The following is a 16,017-nucleotide window of genomic DNA, read 5'->3' on the forward strand; positions in this document are numbered from 1 at the left end:
ACTTCATAACTTCATCAACTTACTGGAAAACAATGGACAACAGGGCACGCGGGCGCGGGGCTGCTATCAACACGCCCAACAAATTCTTCAAGCACGAGATCGAGTACACCTCCGAAGACTGGCAGCAGTGGGAGGATCCCGAAGTTAATCCCAAAACACAATTCATCGAAGAGGAATCCAAGACGCTCATGAGCGTTTCGGACAGTCCTGATCTGCCCAATTTTCATTCGATCAATCCCTACCGCGGCTGCGAGCACGGGTGCATTTACTGCTATGCCCGTAATTCACATGAGTATTGGGGCTTTTCAGCCGGATTGGATTTCGAGACTAAAATTGTAGTGAAAAAGAATGCACCGCAATTGCTGGAAAAGCTTTTCAATTCTAAAAAGTGGGTGCCACATCAAATTCACATTTCCGGAAATACGGATTGTTATCAGCCGGGCGAGAAAAAGTACAGGCTGACACGGCAGTTGCTGGAAATATGCCTGCGGTACCGAAACCCGGTGAGCATTCTCACCAAGAACGCATTGATCCTTCGAGATCTGGATGTGCTGGAAAAAATGGCCAAGCTGAATCTCGTTCACGCTGCGCTTTCCATTACCTCGCTGAATGAAGAGCTGCGAAGCGCATTGGAGCCACGGACGGTGACGGGCAAAAGGCGCCTGCAAGTATTGAAAACGCTCAGCGACGCCGGCATTCCGACGGGAGTGATGACAGCACCGATCATTCCGGGGCTGAATGACCAGGAAATCCCTGCGCTGATACAAGCCATTGCCGAGAATGGGGCATTATGGTCGCATTACACGGTGGTGAGGCTGAATGGAGCGATCTCGACGTTGTTTGATGAATGGATCCATCACCATTTTCCTGACCGGGCGGCGAAGGTATTGAACCAGATCAAAGAATGCCACGGCGGAGTGGTGAATGACTCGCGGTTTGGGATCAGGATGGTGGGCGAGGGGAACTTTGCGGAGCATATCAGGCAACTGCATGAACATTCCTGCCGGAAATACCTTGCCGGACGCGAGTTACCTCCATTGGATACCTCGCAATTCATGCGGGCCGGGCAAATGCGGCTTTTCTAGGACCGCGAAAATCCATGCCTAATCGTGTCTTCGTGGCATTAATACCTTATTTTAGTCTTCCTAATCCCAATTACATGAAAACAATAGCATTAGCCATAAGCCTGGCCACCGCATTAGCCGCCAACAGCAATTGCGTCAATTCCACTTCCCAGAAAAGTCCGGCCATGGCGGATTCGCTTTCGTCGGCACCCGAAGACGTGCTCAAAGCGAAAGGCCCGACCACAGGCGCGGACCAGATTTCAAAATATCTCGACTATTTGAAAGGCAAGAAAATAGGCATTGTCGTGAACCAGACTTCCATCATCGGCACTAAACCTATAGTGGATAGTCTTGTGGCATTGGGCGTCAACATCGTCACCATTTTCGGCCCGGAACACGGTTTCAGGGGCACAGCCAGTAATGGCGATAAAGTAAATGACAGTGTCGACCCGAAAACCGGTATCCCTGCCATTTCACTTTACGGGAAGCTCAAAAAGCCGACAAAAGAACAAATGGCCGCCATTGACCTCATGATTTTCGACATACAGGATGTAGGCGCGCGCTTTTATACCTACATCAACACGCTCGGGCATGTGATGGAGGCATGCGCGGAGAACAACAAGGAAATGCTGATCCTGGACCGCCCCAATCCGAATGGTTTCCTCGTCGACGGCCCTATCCTCGAAGACCATCTGCATTCAGGGATCGGGATGTACAAAATACCCATCTCGCATGGGCTCACGATCGCGGAATTTGCCCAGATGATCAATGGGGAAGGTTGGTTGCCGAACAAAATGCAATGCAAATTGAAAATCATCAAAATAGCCGACTACACCCACGACACACCCTACGTGCTACCTGTAATGCCTTCACCGAACCTCAATACCCAGCAATCGGTGATGTTGTACCCGCATATTTGTATGTTCGAAGGCACGATCCTCAGCCAGGGGCGCGGTACGTATATGCCTTTCACAGTATTGGGGGCGCCGTTGCTAAAAGGGAAGTACGACTTCTCATTCGCCCCACACAGCATCAAAGGGATGAGCGAAACGCCGCTGCACCAGGATCAGGAATGCTATGGCCTCGATTTGCGGAAATATAACCTGAAAGACATCCGCAAAAGTGGTAGGATCCATCTGAAATGGCTTATCGAGCTCTATAACGCGTATCCTGAGAAGGAGAAGTTCTTCGACATGAGCCAAAGCAAGCAGATGGGTAATTTTGACAAGCTATCCGGCACGGAAAACCTCAAAAAACAGATTATCGCCGGTACATCCGAAGAAGAGATCCGGAAAAGCTGGGAACCCGGACTGGGGCAGTTCAAGGAAATGCGGAAAAAATACCTGATTTACCCTTAGTAGTCTCAATAACAGACTTTTATAAACAAAACATCCCTGAGAAAACTCCCAGGGATGTTCAATTATTCTCAACGATATTTAATTAAAACTGATAGCGATTTAGTTTAGGTTTATATGTTAGTATCGTGTGTCTTTGAAAACAAATGTGTGCATAATGCTCAATATCATGCCATAAATGCTCAATCGACTTAATTACGTTTTTTGTAGTAAAACAGATGCCTGGACCTCATAAAAACTTTAAAAATTTATTGAAGCCCAGGCTTTCTGTCGGGGTAAAGTATATATGAATAATAGAAGAGGGTGTTTACGTGCTATAAAATTACTTCGCATATAAGTCCTCAACAAATCAAAGGGGTGAAGCATAAGTTTCTTGGGGTGAAATCAGCGAAAACGTAAGTAACCGTTTTTCGAGCGTACGCTACTAATTATCAGGAGAAAGTCTTGATGCGGCTAAGCAGTTCCGTCCGGTTATCGTTGGTGATCGGGATTTCAATGTCGTTGATCATCACATGTACATAGTCGATGGCCGTAATGGCGTTCAGATTGACGATAAACGACTTGTGCACCCTGAAAAAATAGTTGGTAGGAAGCTGCTGAAGCATGTTTTTCAGCGTCTCGCGGATCGTGTATTTTTTCTTGGTCGTGTGCAGCTCCAGATAGTTGTCGTCGCTGCGGATATACAGAATGTCGGTAAGCATGATCTTGGTGAACATATGCTTTTCCTTGATAAAAAGCGCATCCGTGATCACCGTCGTGTCCTCCTTCTCCTCCGCTGTAGTTTCGCCCGCGAGCGCCGCCAAACGGTAATTTTTCAGGGCCAGCTTTACAGCTGTATACACCGTAATTTTCTGAAAAGGTTTCTGCAAAAAAGCGTGGGGTGCTGCCTGTAATGCAGCATTGACTACCGCTATGTCGTCGTGTGCAGAAAGAAAGAGGAAAGGGATCTTGAAATTTTCCCGTATATAATGTGCCAGATCGATACCGGTTTGATAACCATTGAGATTGATATCCAGCAGAGCGAGGTGAAAGACCTTACTGTCGAGGAGTTCTGTGGCAGTCGTATAGTCGGTAGCAATATCGTTTGCTTCGTAGCCGAAACCATTGAGCAAAAATTGAAGGTGTTTCGCAATGATAAAGTCGTCCTCAACGATTAGAATATTCATTTTTGATGTAGACAGCCTTTGCCCGCCTTAAAATGTGAATGTAGATGGTTTTTATTTTGAATCAGCACGGTAAAAGAGCCGCACCTGCAAATTGTAGGATAATATACGAATTAATTACAAAGTAGGATTTACATGCAATATCGAACTATTTTTCGAAACGGGCTCCCAAACTATCCTGTTCAATAAAGTAAGGGGAAAATGTCCGATCCCACAACCGGCTGTGGTAATATGTAAATAGTTTTACGAAGAGCGTTACGGCAAAACCCGACATTTTTGCTTTGATTTATTTAACTTAATACCCGCATAATTATATCTGCTCATTATCCAGGCTCCAAATTTTTTGCCGGTTCGCACATCCGGCGTCATACACATGGCGTATATATGCCAGAATGGTTGTTAACACCGCTTTTACCCTTCGTTAATAATTGCTTGTAAACTCCCGGGTTATCCCCGGCACCGGTTCGCTTTTTCCGGAATTTCGGCCTTTTTCCAGGGTCGGGATTTGCATCGATGTCTTTGCGCTTTACGATCACTTTAATTCCCGTTTCCGTATCTAAACTTTTACCCCATGCAAGTTTCTATGTTGGATCCTTGCAGGTTCAGGAGAACGCTTCTGTGCCTGTTGTTACTGCCTTGTGCGCTAAGCAGTCTGGCTTCGAGCCACCGCGAAGCGCCACTGATTTCCAATGATCCGCTCGCCGATAATACGGATTTGTACGCTTTTAAAAGTCCTGATGATCCTAATTCCATCACGATTATCGCGAACTACATTCCGTTCGAATCGCCTGAGGGTGGCCCCAATTATTTCAATTTCGGGCCTAATGTGCGTTATGAGATCCATATCAAGAACCAGGCCGGAACGCCGGGCGACGATATCACGTACCGCTTCACGTTTTCCAGCACAAACGAGGACCCGACGACTTTTTTCAACATCAGGCTGGGTAAACAAAACCTGAAAACCACCTACAAATGCGAGAAAAGTACCGATGGCGGCCACAGTTTCACGACTATCATCGCGAACGGCGTCGTGCCTCCCAACAACATCGGACCGCGGTCTATCGAAGGTAAAACGGTCGGACTGGAAGCTCCTGACTACAACTCGCTCGTAGAAAAAGCCATTGCAACGGCTTCCAGCGGCGAAAAAGTGTTCTGTGGTCCGGTCGATGACCCATTTTTCGTGGACCTCGCAGGTGCGTTCGATGCAGGTAATTTCAGGCCGGAAGGAAACACCACCAACGCGCCTAAGGACGGTCTGGCGCGCTTCAATGTGCACACGATCGCTTTGAAAATCCCTGTCAACCTGTTGCAAAAGAACGGCAAAAACGTCGCCCAGGCAGCCAACATCCTCGATCCGGATTACGTGATCGGCGTGTGGGCCTCTGCGAGCCGCCAGATGATCAAAACGCTTTATAATGGCGGTGATGTAGGTTACGACGGCGACTACGTTCAGGTTTCGCGCCTGGGTATGCCGCTTACCAATGAGGCGGTCATACCGCTGGGAATGAAGGACAAATGGAATGCTACGACGCCCTATGCGGGACAGGACCTTCAATTTGCCAAGTACTTCACCAACCCTGAACTCGCCCTTTACATGGACGATTCCAAGTTTGGAGCAGCGGTACCATCGTTGAGCGCCCTCCGTATTCAGACGAATTCCCTGGGTGCATTTGACTTCCGCAACGGCAGGCCGGGATTGTACGGGTTGAAAGGCTCTTCAGCATTGACCGGCACGGCGCTGGACGATGCGATATTCGGTACCCTGCTGCTACCCGACAACGGCAGTCCGCGAGCGGTGGATTTGCTACCTATATTCTACACGGGTGTTCCCAACCTGGCCCCTTACCAGCTTGCGACGGGGAAAAACAACAATCCGCTGGCAAAAGGAAAGCCGTTTATCAATAATTTCCTGCCAACACTTGGCGACATGCTGCGGCTGAATATGGCTGTACCGGCAACACCACGTGACGATCCGAAATTCAGCCACCTGGGTTTGGTTCAGGCTGCCGTACTGGGCATTACCGATCCGGCTTACAATGCCAACGCCAACCTGCAATGGATCCCGAATATGGATGGTTTCCCGAATGGCCGCAGGCTGGAAGACGACGTGACGACCATCGAATTGCAGGCCGTATCAGGTGTGGTACTGGCGGCGGTGGGCTTGTTCTATGACGACGCTACCCCGCAGGCACCGGTTTCACAGCAATTGCTGAACGTCCTGACCTTCACTGCCGGACCTACGAAAAACGATGCTGCCCTGAAAGGTACTTTCCCTTATTTGGCGAATCCCTGGAGAGGTTACGACTATCCTGAAAAAGCCCGGTTCTGATCCCACACTTTTAGCAAGAATAATATGAAAAATCTTCTTTATCTGATCGGGCTATGGGCGATCATTTGTACCGGGGCTCCCGCGGCAATGGCCTCCTCGCACCGCGAAGCGCCACTCATCTCAACGGACCCGCTGGCGGACAACACCGATGTTTATGCATTTAAAAGTCCGGTGAACAAGGAAAACATTGTGCTCATTGCCAATTACATTCCATTTGAACACCCTGCCGGTGGTCCTAACTGGTATTCGTTTGGCGAAAACATCCGCTACGAAATCCATGTAGATAACAATGCAGGAACTCCCGGCGCGGACGTCATCTATCGCTTTACTTTCAAGAAAATGAATGAGGACCCGTCCACATTCTTTCTGATACGTCTTGGCAAAGAAAACCTGAAAACCACCTACACCTGCGAAAGGAGTACCGATGGCGGACACAGCTTCTCGACCATCGTTTCGAACGGCATCGTTCCTCCGCCGAACATCGGGCCGCGCTCGATCAAAAGCACGCCGGTTGGGCTGGGTTCGGAGTACAATACATTGGTGGATAAGGCCATTATGACGGCCAGCACCGGAGAGAAAATCTTCGCCGGTCCCGTCGACGACCCTTTCTTCGTAGATCTGGGTGGAATTTTTGACCTGGGTAACGTCCGTAAATCGGGGGCGCGCGACGGTGTCGCGAAGTTCAACTGCCATTCGATCGTGATCGAGGTGCCTGTTTCCACATTGCAGAAAAGCCATAAAACCGTAGCCGAAGCCAGTAACATCCTCGATCCAGATTACGTGATCGGTGTTTATGCGTCGTCGAGCCGCAGAAAGATCACGACCCTTTACGGTGGTGGAGATGTAGGTTATGACGGCGATTGGGTGCAGGTGTCGCGTCTTGGAATGCCGCTTACCAACGAGGCGGTGATCCCGATAGGCATGAAAGACAAGTGGAATGCCACTTCGCCTGCGAACGATTTGCAGTTTGCCAAATACTTCACAAACCCGGAACTAGCATTGTATATGGACGATTCGCAGTTCGGAGGCGCAGTTCCCGGACTCGCTGCATTGCGTATTCAAAGCAAATCCCTGGGGTCGTTCGACTTTCGTAATGGTAAAATGGGCCTTTATGGTTTGAAAGGCAATCCCGCGCTGGATGGTACCGCCTTGTCGGAAGCCGCATTCGGAAGCGTGCTGCTCCCCGATGCGACCAGTCCGCGGGCCGTCGACATCCTACCTATTTTCTACACCGGTGTACCCAATTTGCCACCATACCAGCTTGCAACAGGCAAAGCAGGTAATCCGCTTGCGGCAGGTAAGCCATTTATCCATAACTTTTTACCAACACTTGGAGACTGGCTGCGGTTGAATATGGCCGTGCCGGCTACGCCTCGTAATGATCCTAAATTCAGTTCATTAGGGCTCGTTCAGGCGGCTGCACTGGGATTGACCGATCCGGCCTACAATGGTAACAAGGATTTGCAATGGATACCTAATATGGATGGTTTCCCGAATGGTCGCCGCCTTGAAGACGACGTGTCTACGATCGAATTACAGGCTGTGGGTGGAGTGGTACTGGCAGCCATAGGCTTGTGGTACGACGATTTTGTACCGGGAACCTCTACCACCCCCGTTACACCCAACCTTGTTAATGTGCTGTCATTCAATGCGGGTGTGACCAAAAACGATACCACGCTGAAAGGAAACTTCCCGTACCTTCAAAATCCATGGCCAGGCTTCCGTGGCCCGGGCTACGAAGGACCTGCGCCGGGTGGTATGGAACCGCTGGCGGTAACGATCGAAAATTTCGATTGCCTTACCGGTGGCTTCATGTTCGGCCATACCGGCGGCATACCAGGCAACCCTGTGGAATATTCTGCTGCGGGTGTGGTTAATGGCGTGTGGGGTACTAGCGTGAGCCGGATGGTTGAGTCCGAACTTTTCAAAGACGCGAACAGCAGTGGTGTGCTGTGGTTGAAAGCACGTTACGTAGGCGACCCGTCTTCGGAGGTGACCATGAAATTCGATTTCCGGGCCTATTGCGGGAGTAAAACCTTGCGGCAGGGCGCACCGGAGGCCGAGGAATCTTCCACTTCCCTGAAAGCGGTGGTAATGGGTAACCCGAGTACGACGGACGAGGTAGTGATCGAAATTCGAGGAGCTGCCGGCAAAGCAGTACGTCTGGACCTTGCTAACAGCAAAGGTCAGGTGATTGGTCAGCAGAACATCGGAAAAGCGGTCGCCAACGAAAGAAGGGTCGTGAAACTGAACAGCCAGCCCGGTATTTACTACCTGCGGGTTATGACGGCCGATGATCGCTACACAGTAAAAATTCTCAGAAGATAAAAACACGATGCCGGGGGCGCCTGCTCCCGGCATTTAAAATCTCCTTCCGCATTTAATTTGAAAGCCTTATGAAAACTTATCTTTCAATTATACTTATTGCATTGCTGATAGCGGTAACGGGTTGTGGCAAAAAAAAGCAGCATAATGAAGCAGCCAAACAGCCGGCGGCCCCGGCCGTTACCAACGAAATTCCGGCATTATATGAAAGGCAGGGCGAGCTCGCTTCGGCGACCGAATGGGCAAAGACCAAGGACAAAGTGAAAGAATTAAGGCAAAAGGTCAGTGAGAACCCCTCGGACGTGAAGCCGCGGCTCCAAATCGCCGTCATTTACCTCTCCGAAGCCCGCATTACCGGAGAGCACCCTTATTATTACCCTGCCGTACTCAAAATACTGGACGACGTACTGGCCATCGAACCGCAGAACTTTGAGGCTACCACATTTAAAGCTTCGGTGAAAATGTCGCAGCACCAGTTTGCCGAAGCGCGCGACCTGGCAGAGCGTGCCCGCAAAATCAATCCAAACAATGCCTATGTATACGGCGTGCTGGTGGATGCCAATGTGGAACTGGGCAACTACGACGATGCCGTGGCAATGTCCGACAAAATGCAGGCTTTGAAGCCATCACTCGAAGCCTATTCGAGGGCATCTTACCTGCGGGAAATTTATGGAAACTATCCCGGTTCGATTGAAGCCATGAAACTGGCCGTTGATGCTGGATTACCCGGTTCGGAACCACAATGCTGGGCTAAAAATACATTAGGTCACCTTTACGAAACTACCGGCCAATTGAAACAGGCCGAAATCCAATACCAGGAAATACTCGCCATGCGCCCGAGCTACGCCTTCGCGCTGCGCGGGCTCGCACAGGTACACAAGGCTGCCGGCCAATACGACAAAGCGTTGGCTGAGCTCGACAAGGCCGCGAAAGTGATGCCGGAATTTTCTTTTCATGAAGAGATGGCCGATATCTATGCATTGCAGGGTAATAAACAGAAAGCGGCCGACAAATACCGGGAAGTAGCTAAAATGCTGGACGAAGATGCCCGGTCGGGACATTCCGTGGATCTTGAACTTTGCAAGCTGTATACCAAAACAAACCAACTCGACTCGGCTATTGCCTTCGGATTGAAGGAATATGCCAAACGGCCGAAGAATATAGATGTAAACCATGCATTGGCAGCCGCGTATTTTAAGGATAAAAACAATGACAAGGCAAAACAGCATATCAAGGTAGCATTACGTACAGGCAGCCGCGATCCGGAGTTACTTCAGGTGGCGAGTGCCATTGCGGTCGCTACGGGAGATAAGGCACAAGGCAACCGGCTTTTGGCGCAGGCAAGAAAAACTAATCCTAGATTTGTGCTCTGACGGCATTTCTATTTAATATCCTTTTCCACATGAAGAGATTTACGCTCCTGTTTTGTTTCCTGATCGTAAGCCTGCGCGCATTGGCTCACCTGGGCGGTATTTCAGGGGTGGTGTACGACCAGTCGAGCCGGCTGCCGCTCAAAGATGTGACCGTGCAGCTTTCGGGAACAGGGAAGGTGACCACTACCAACGAACTAGGTCAATACCGGTTCGAAGACCTGGTGGCGGCAAAGTATAAGGTAGAACTCTCGCACGTGAGCTTCCAAGCACAGGTGTTGGAAGTGAGTGTAACCGACGATGAAACGTCCTTTCTGAAAACCGAATTGGCCGGCGCAAATGTAGAGCTGAGCGAAGTGACGGTTTCGACCCGGCGGGCGCACGATCAGCAACTGATCAGCAACCTCGATATCCGTTTGCGGCCCATTACCAACTCGCAGGAAATCCTGCGCATTGTGCCGGGGTTGTTTATCGGGCAGCACGCGGGCGGCGGAAAGGCCGAGCAGATATTCCTGCGCGGCTTCGATATCGACCACGGAACGGACATCCGGCTGACCGTAGATGGAATGCCGGTGAATATGGTCTCCCACGCGCACGGCCAGGGCTATGCAGACCTCCATTTCGTAATTCCGGAGCTTGTCAGTGGAATTGATTTCAAAAAAGGGCCTTACACGACCGATAAGGGCAATTTTAGCACCGCAGGCTGGGTCGACTTCCGTACCAAGGACGCGCTGGATAAATCGTTCGTAAAGCTGGAAGCGGGGCAGTTTGATACTTATCGCGCAGTAGCGGGCATTGATTTGCTAGGACAAAAGGGTCGGGAGAAAAACCAGGCGGCATACATTGCTTCGGAATATTCATTTACCAATTCCTATTTCGATAACCCGCAGCATTTCAACCGGTTGAATCTGGTAGGGAAGTATCACGGGCACATTACACCCAATACAAACCTGACTTTGACAGGCTCTACATTTTGGAGCAAATGGAACCATTCGGGCCAAATCCCCGACCGTGCGATTGAGTCAGGACTCATCGGTTTTTACGGCTCCATAGATCCAACCGAAGGCGGTGAAACGAGCCGTACCAATTTCAATGCTGAGTTTGTGACGGTTACCCCGCGGAATTTTGTGATCAAAAACCAACTCTTTTACAGTAATTACAATTTCGAGCTGTATTCCAATTTTACATTCTTTCTCGAGGATTCGCTGAATGGCGACCAGATCCGGCAGAAGGAACGGCGTAACCTTTATGGTTATAATGGCAGTATTTCAAAGGAATCTTTCATCGGAAAAAACAGCTGGGTAACCACGCTGGGCGTCCAATATCGGCACGACCTCACCCGTGGTACCGAGCTTTCGCACACCAAAAACCGGACGGAAACGCTCGAACATGATAAGCTGGGAAACATCAATGAACTGAACGCATCTGTATACATCGACGAAGTGGTGCGCTTTAACGACCGCTTCTCGATGAATGCAGGCGTTCGCGTCGATTATTTCAGGGACCAGTATGAAGACCTGCTCCCCCGGGCAGTTACCAACCAGCATGCGGGCGATGCCATTGTTTCTCCCAAACTCAATTTTTACTACACCTTTAATCCCAACCTGCAACTATACCTGAACACCGGCAAAGGCTTCCATTCCAACGACACCCGCGTGGTGGTGCCGCAGGGAGGAAAGCAGATCCTGCCGGGCGCATACGGGTCGGACCTGGGCGTGATCTTCAAACCATTTCCTAAAATGGTCGTGAATGCGGCCGCGTGGTATTTGTGGATGGAGCAGGAGTTCGTGTATGTAGGCGACGCCGGCGTGGTGGAGCCGAGCGGCAAGTCCCGCAGGCAGGGGCTCGACTTATCAGTCCGGTACCAGCTCACAAAAACGCTTTATGCAGATGCCGATTTCAATACGGCCAGGCCAAGGGCCGTGGGTGAAATGGAAGGAATGAATTACTTGCCTTTGGCACCCATATTCACGTCGGCAGGAGGGCTATCCCTGCAAATGCCGAACGGCCTGAACGGCTCGCTGCGCTACCGGCACATCGCCAACCGGCCTGCCAACGAGGACAATTCCATTGTGGCAAAGGGGTATTTTGTCAGTGATATGCAATTGAATTACACCAAAACGAAATACAGCGTCGGCCTTTCGGTTCAGAATTTGTTCAATACCAAATGGAAGGAGACGCAATTTGCGACGGAGAGCCGGTTGAAAAATGAAACAGAGCCGGTGGAAGAGATCCATTTTACGCCGGGTACGCCGTTTTTTGCCAAGCTAGGCGTGACGCTCTTCTTCTGAGGGTTGTGGTACTTCGTGCTTTTTGTGTCGGCCCGTAAGGCCAAAAATAATCGCGGTCACCGCCAAGCCAACAAAAAACCAAAGGCTGAGCTTCCAGTTATGGTACACAATAGCAAGCAGGCAAAGTATGGAAATCGCAAGGGCGATGGCCGGAAAGTAGGGGAATGCGGGTACTTTAAAGGGCCTTTCGAGATGAGGTTCTTTATTCCTTAATGCAAATAACGCGACCATACTGATAATGTACATGACTACGGCGCCTAATGCAGCGAGAATAATGACCTGGTCGGTAGTACCGAGCGATAATGCCAGACATCCGGCGATCCCGCCCGCGATCAGCGCCCAGTGCGGCGTCTGGAAACGCGCATTCACATTTCCCAGGAATGAAGGGAGGTAGCCTTCGCGTGCGAGGGCGAAAATTTGCCTTGAATAACCAATGATCGTTCCATGAAAGGATGCGATAAGGCCAAAAAGTCCCAGACTGGCGAACAGCTGGGTTAGTCCGCTGTCACGACCGAGTACAATACCGAGTGCCGCCGGAAGCGGGTAGTCGATATGGCTGAGTTGCTGCCATGGGGCAACGCCGCCCGTAAAAACCATCACGGAAAGAGCCAGTACTACTAAGGTCAGAATTCCGTAAATGTAACCCCGCGAAATCGTCCTTTTCGGGTCTTCCACCTCTTCGGCGACCATCGCCACACCTTCGATCGCCAGATAGAACCAGATCGCGAAAGGCAATGCGGCAAACACACCGGTCCATCCGAAAGGCATCGGTTCGGAAACAAACGTGTCATAGGAAAAATGGGGGGCAACGATGCCGATGTAAATCAATAGCTCCAACACTGCTAGCAAAGTGACTACGAGCGAGAATGTGGCCGATTCTTTGATTCCAAGCAGGTTAATCAGGATGAAAATCACGTAGCAGGCAAAAGCGACTTCCAGCACCTGCAAATTGGGATACAAAAAATGGGTGTAGCTGCCCAATGCAAATGCGATGGCTGGTGGTGTAACCAGGAATTCTACTAATGTGGCGTAACCCGCTATAAGCCCGCCCCAGGAGCCAAAGGCCCGGTAGGCGTAGGAAAACGGCCCGCCAGCTTGCGGAATCGAGGTGGTCAGCTCCGTAAAACTGAAAATAAATGTCACGTACATGACCGTCACGACCAGTGTCGCAATGAGAAAACCGATGGTACCTGATACGCCCCAGCCGTAATTCCAGCCGAAATACTCGCCCGAAATGACAAGGCCGACGGCAATGGCCCAGAGGTGGATCGGTTTAAGAACTTTTTTGAGCGCAGCGGATTGTTCGGCAGACATGAAGGATAGGTTAGACTAATTGATGGCAGTACAATATAGTCTATAACTCTTCCAAAGCCATTTGATACTATTGAAAAATTATCGCAGGCCGTATTTTGTTTTGCAAAACTACCTGGGAGCAGTACGAAGGTAGTCGCCGAGCTCGCGAACCTTGTCGGTATTGAGGTAATCGACGTCCAGGGCCATCATGGTTTTCCAGGAGTTGATATTGTCGGGCGTGGCCCATATTCGCACCTTTTTGCCCAGGTCGTGCACTTCGCCGATCATCTTCTGGATCTTCTTTTTATCCTTTTCTAAAATGGGCCCTTCGCCGTTCCATTTGGAATACTTCTGAAATGCCTGGCTGATCAGCCCCACATGCGCCAGTTGCGCGGGGGTGTAAACGTTTTCGGGGCGGCCGTCGAAATAGATGAAATTCGGGTATTGCTCGAACAGGGTGGGGTCGGGAACATTACCGCTGACGACCACTTTGACACTCCCCGTCGGTGCAAAGATGTTTTTGTGAGGTTCCAGCACCTTGATCAACGCCGCCAGCGTAGGTTCGCCTTCCGTTTTAAGATCGATCAGTAATTGCAGCGGAATATTGTCCTGGGCGTAAATCCGCCCGCCGTTCTGTTCTGTTTTTTGAAGAATCGGAAGCAGGTATAATGCGGTGAAAGTCCGGTCGGGGCGGATGTCTTTCAGGTTATGGGCAACAAAAAGCGTATCGTTGACGAGGAAAATATCGGCTTCCATTGATCCGAACTGCTGCTCATATGCGTCCGTAAACGGGTGTGCCCTTTCATAATCATTGTGCGAATGTGCCTGGGCAGTAGAATAGGACTTAACGCTTTGGGCCGCAATGAATTGAATGGACAGACTGACGCTGATGAAGAATGTAGTGATTTTTTTCATGGGCAAATAGGCGGATCGTAGTAACGGGGAATAGTTCGATAACGCAATCATTACCAGTTTGATTTCCCTGTTAAAGAATTTTCTACGGATTTTTTGGGATAAAAGGAACAAATTTTCAGGCAATGCCGGGATCGTTTTAGAATATCATTATTTTTAGCCCTACTTATTACAAACTGATACCTGATAAATTGACGCCTGCATGAGCCAGAATTCTCCTCTTTTCCGAAAAAAAACCGTCGACCAGATTCTGAAAGATGCCCATGAGGGAAGCGGAGGAGGGCTAGCTAAAATACTGGGGGTGCGGGACCTGGTTTCGTTGGGGATAGCTGCCATTATCGGGGCAGGTATTTTCAGCACCATCGGAATCGCGAGTTATAATGGCGGACCTGCTGTTTCGCTGTTATTCGTTTTTACAGCTGTCGCCTGCGTTTTCACGGCATTGTCGTATGCGCAGTTCGCGAGCACTGTGCCGGTGTCCGGCAGTGCATACACGTATGCGTACGTTGCTTTCGGTGAATTGTTCGCGTGGATCATCGGCTGGGCCCTCATTCTCGAATACGCGGTTTCCAATATGGTGGTGGCGATTTCCTGGTCACAGTACTTTGTGAGCATGCTGAACGGTTTTGGCATTAATCTGCCAGGCTGGCTGACGATAAACGGGCAGACGGCACGGGAAGCATTCCTGAAATTACAGGCGTCGGGCGCGTCAGCACTTTCTGAATATGAGCGTTTTGCAGCTAACGCCTATGAAACTGCCCCTGCAATCGGCGATTTTCACATACTGCTGAACCTTCCGGCCGGATTGGTCACCCTGCTGATAACCGCGCTTGTTTACATTGGAATACGCGAATCCCGGACGGCAAGCAATATCATGGTTGTCTTGAAGATCGGCGTGGTATTACTGGTAATCCTGGCCGGGGCATTTTATGTAAAACCTGCAAACTGGTCACCTTTTGCCCCGAACGGTGTGAAAGGTGTGCTAAGCGGAGTCGCTTCGGTGTTCTTTGCATTTATCGGATTTGATTCGATATCAACGACGGCCGAGGAATGCCGGAATCCGCAGCGCGATATGCCCAGGGCGATGATCTATTGCCTCGTCATTTGTACCGTATTATATGTGCTCATTACGCTTGTGCTTACGGGAATGGTGAATTATACCGAGCTGAAAGTGAGCGACCCGCTGGCATTTGTATTCCAAAAAAATGGCCTGGATTTTATGGCGGGCGTCATTTCGGTAAGCTCGGTAATCGCAATTACCAGTGCATTGCTGGTTTACCAATTGGGCCAGCCGAGGATCTGGATGACGATGAGCCGCGACGGCCTGCTTTGGAAACGTTTTGCCAAAATCCACCCTAAGTACCAGACACCATCGTTTGCGACGATCGTAACGGGTTTTGTGGTAGGTATTCCGGCATTGTTTTTCAAAATGGATTTCTTCGTCGACCTCACGAGCGTGGGGACTTTCTTCGCATTCATCCTCGTGTGCGGCGGCGTGCTTTACCTCGATCATAAAGGCATTTCAGCGAGATCCAAATTCCGGGTGCCTTATATCAATGGCAAATATCTTGTAGGTATATTGTTCTTCCTGGCGATATTGGGGATCCTTACTTACGGACAAAGTGTAATCCTCGAATGGAGAATGCTCAGCTTTACGGAAATTATGGAGCATAAGCTATTGACCATTATCTTCTGGATCACCTGGTGTACCCTGTCGATATTGAGCTACCAGCATAACTTTTCCGTGCTTCCCGTGGCGGGAATCCTGACCAATTTGTACCTGATGACCGAACTGGGAGCCTCTAACTGGCTGATCTTCGTGATCTGGCTGGCGATAGGTCTCGTGATTTATTTCAGCTACGGATATAAGCAAAGCAAACTGGCAAAAAAATAGGGAAGCGGTGAGCTTCCATAT

General features: G+C 50.0%; 10 protein-coding genes. 7 read left to right on the top strand and 3 right to left on the bottom strand.

Going from position 1 to position 16,017, the window contains the following annotated elements; genetic code table 11:
- Positions 1-32 precede the first annotated feature (32 nt).
- Positions 33-1,085, top strand: a complete 1,053-nt coding sequence (locus tag AAHB90_RS19680) for a PA0069 family radical SAM protein (protein WP_342087095.1) — start codon at positions 33-35, stop codon at positions 1,083-1,085.
- A gap of 74 nt (positions 1,086-1,159) precedes the next feature.
- The gene (locus AAHB90_RS19685; RefSeq protein WP_342086912.1) at positions 1,160-2,422 is read left to right on the top strand and encodes an exo-beta-N-acetylmuramidase NamZ family protein; all 1,263 of its coding nucleotides are present in this window, start codon (positions 1,160-1,162) and stop codon (positions 2,420-2,422) included.
- Positions 2,423-2,850: 428 nt separating this feature from the next.
- On the opposite strand, the gene AAHB90_RS19690 is transcribed toward AAHB90_RS19685, so the two are convergent.
- Positions 2,851-3,585, bottom strand: a complete 735-nt coding sequence (locus tag AAHB90_RS19690; RefSeq protein WP_342086913.1) for a LytR/AlgR family response regulator transcription factor — start codon at positions 3,583-3,585, stop codon at positions 2,851-2,853.
- Positions 3,586-4,153: 568 nt separating this feature from the next.
- On the opposite strand from AAHB90_RS19690, the gene AAHB90_RS19695 reads away from it, so the two are divergent.
- From AAHB90_RS19695 to AAHB90_RS19710, 4 genes are all read left to right on the top strand, one after another.
- On the top strand, positions 4,154-5,911 hold the full coding sequence (locus AAHB90_RS19695) for a DUF4331 domain-containing protein (RefSeq protein WP_342086914.1): 1,758 nt from the start codon (positions 4,154-4,156) through the stop codon (positions 5,909-5,911).
- Between the two features lie 24 nt (positions 5,912-5,935).
- Complete coding sequence (locus tag AAHB90_RS19700) at positions 5,936-8,239, top strand: DUF4331 family protein (RefSeq protein WP_342086915.1); 2,304 nt, start codon at positions 5,936-5,938, stop codon at positions 8,237-8,239.
- 68 nt (positions 8,240-8,307) lie between these two features.
- Positions 8,308-9,609: a tetratricopeptide repeat protein gene (locus tag AAHB90_RS19705; protein ID WP_342086916.1), complete on the top strand. Its 1,302-nt coding sequence runs from the start codon at positions 8,308-8,310 to the stop codon at positions 9,607-9,609.
- 29 nt (positions 9,610-9,638) lie between these two features.
- Positions 9,639-11,897 (top strand): TonB-dependent receptor, encoded by a 2,259-nt coding sequence (locus tag AAHB90_RS19710; protein ID WP_342086917.1) that lies wholly within the window; start codon positions 9,639-9,641, stop codon positions 11,895-11,897.
- Here AAHB90_RS19710 and eat read toward each other — a convergent pair.
- Both eat and AAHB90_RS19720 read right to left on the bottom strand, forming a co-directional pair.
- Positions 11,874-13,211 (bottom strand): ethanolamine permease, encoded by a 1,338-nt coding sequence (gene eat / locus AAHB90_RS19715; RefSeq protein ID WP_342086918.1) that lies wholly within the window; start codon positions 13,209-13,211, stop codon positions 11,874-11,876. The genes AAHB90_RS19710 and eat overlap by 24 nt on opposite strands.
- Before the next feature lie 108 nt (positions 13,212-13,319).
- Complete coding sequence (locus AAHB90_RS19720; protein ID WP_342086919.1) at positions 13,320-14,105, bottom strand: phosphatidylinositol-specific phospholipase C/glycerophosphodiester phosphodiesterase family protein; 786 nt, start codon at positions 14,103-14,105, stop codon at positions 13,320-13,322.
- Positions 14,106-14,304: 199 nt separating this feature from the next.
- Here AAHB90_RS19720 and AAHB90_RS19725 point away from each other — a divergent pair, with 199 nt between their 5' ends.
- Positions 14,305-15,996, top strand: a complete 1,692-nt coding sequence (locus tag AAHB90_RS19725; protein ID WP_342086920.1) for an amino acid permease — start codon at positions 14,305-14,307, stop codon at positions 15,994-15,996.
- Positions 15,997-16,017 lie beyond the last annotated feature (21 nt).

The organism is Dyadobacter sp. OTU695 (assembly GCF_038440355.1).
GTDB lineage: Bacteria > Bacteroidota > Bacteroidia > Cytophagales > Spirosomataceae > Dyadobacter.

Excerpts from the sequence above, each read along its gene's own strand:
- eat (WP_342086918.1), bottom strand. The coding sequence starts at position 13,211 with ATGTCTGCCGAACAATCCGCTGCGCTCAAAAAAGTTCTTAAACCGATC.
- AAHB90_RS19705 (WP_342086916.1), top strand. The coding sequence starts at position 8,308 with ATGAAAACTTATCTTTCAATTATACTTATTGCATTGCTGATAGCGGTA.
- AAHB90_RS19690 (WP_342086913.1), bottom strand. The coding sequence starts at position 3,585 with ATGAATATTCTAATCGTTGAGGACGACTTTATCATTGCGAAACACCTT.
- AAHB90_RS19685 (WP_342086912.1), top strand. The coding sequence starts at position 1,160 with ATGAAAACAATAGCATTAGCCATAAGCCTGGCCACCGCATTAGCCGCC.
- AAHB90_RS19720 (WP_342086919.1), bottom strand. The coding sequence starts at position 14,105 with ATGAAAAAAATCACTACATTCTTCATCAGCGTCAGTCTGTCCATTCAA.
- AAHB90_RS19725 (WP_342086920.1), top strand. The coding sequence starts at position 14,305 with ATGAGCCAGAATTCTCCTCTTTTCCGAAAAAAAACCGTCGACCAGATT.
- AAHB90_RS19700 (WP_342086915.1), top strand. The coding sequence starts at position 5,936 with ATGAAAAATCTTCTTTATCTGATCGGGCTATGGGCGATCATTTGTACC.
- AAHB90_RS19695 (WP_342086914.1), top strand. The coding sequence starts at position 4,154 with ATGCAAGTTTCTATGTTGGATCCTTGCAGGTTCAGGAGAACGCTTCTG.
- AAHB90_RS19680 (WP_342087095.1), top strand. The coding sequence starts at position 33 with ATGGACAACAGGGCACGCGGGCGCGGGGCTGCTATCAACACGCCCAAC.
- AAHB90_RS19710 (WP_342086917.1), top strand. The coding sequence starts at position 9,639 with ATGAAGAGATTTACGCTCCTGTTTTGTTTCCTGATCGTAAGCCTGCGC.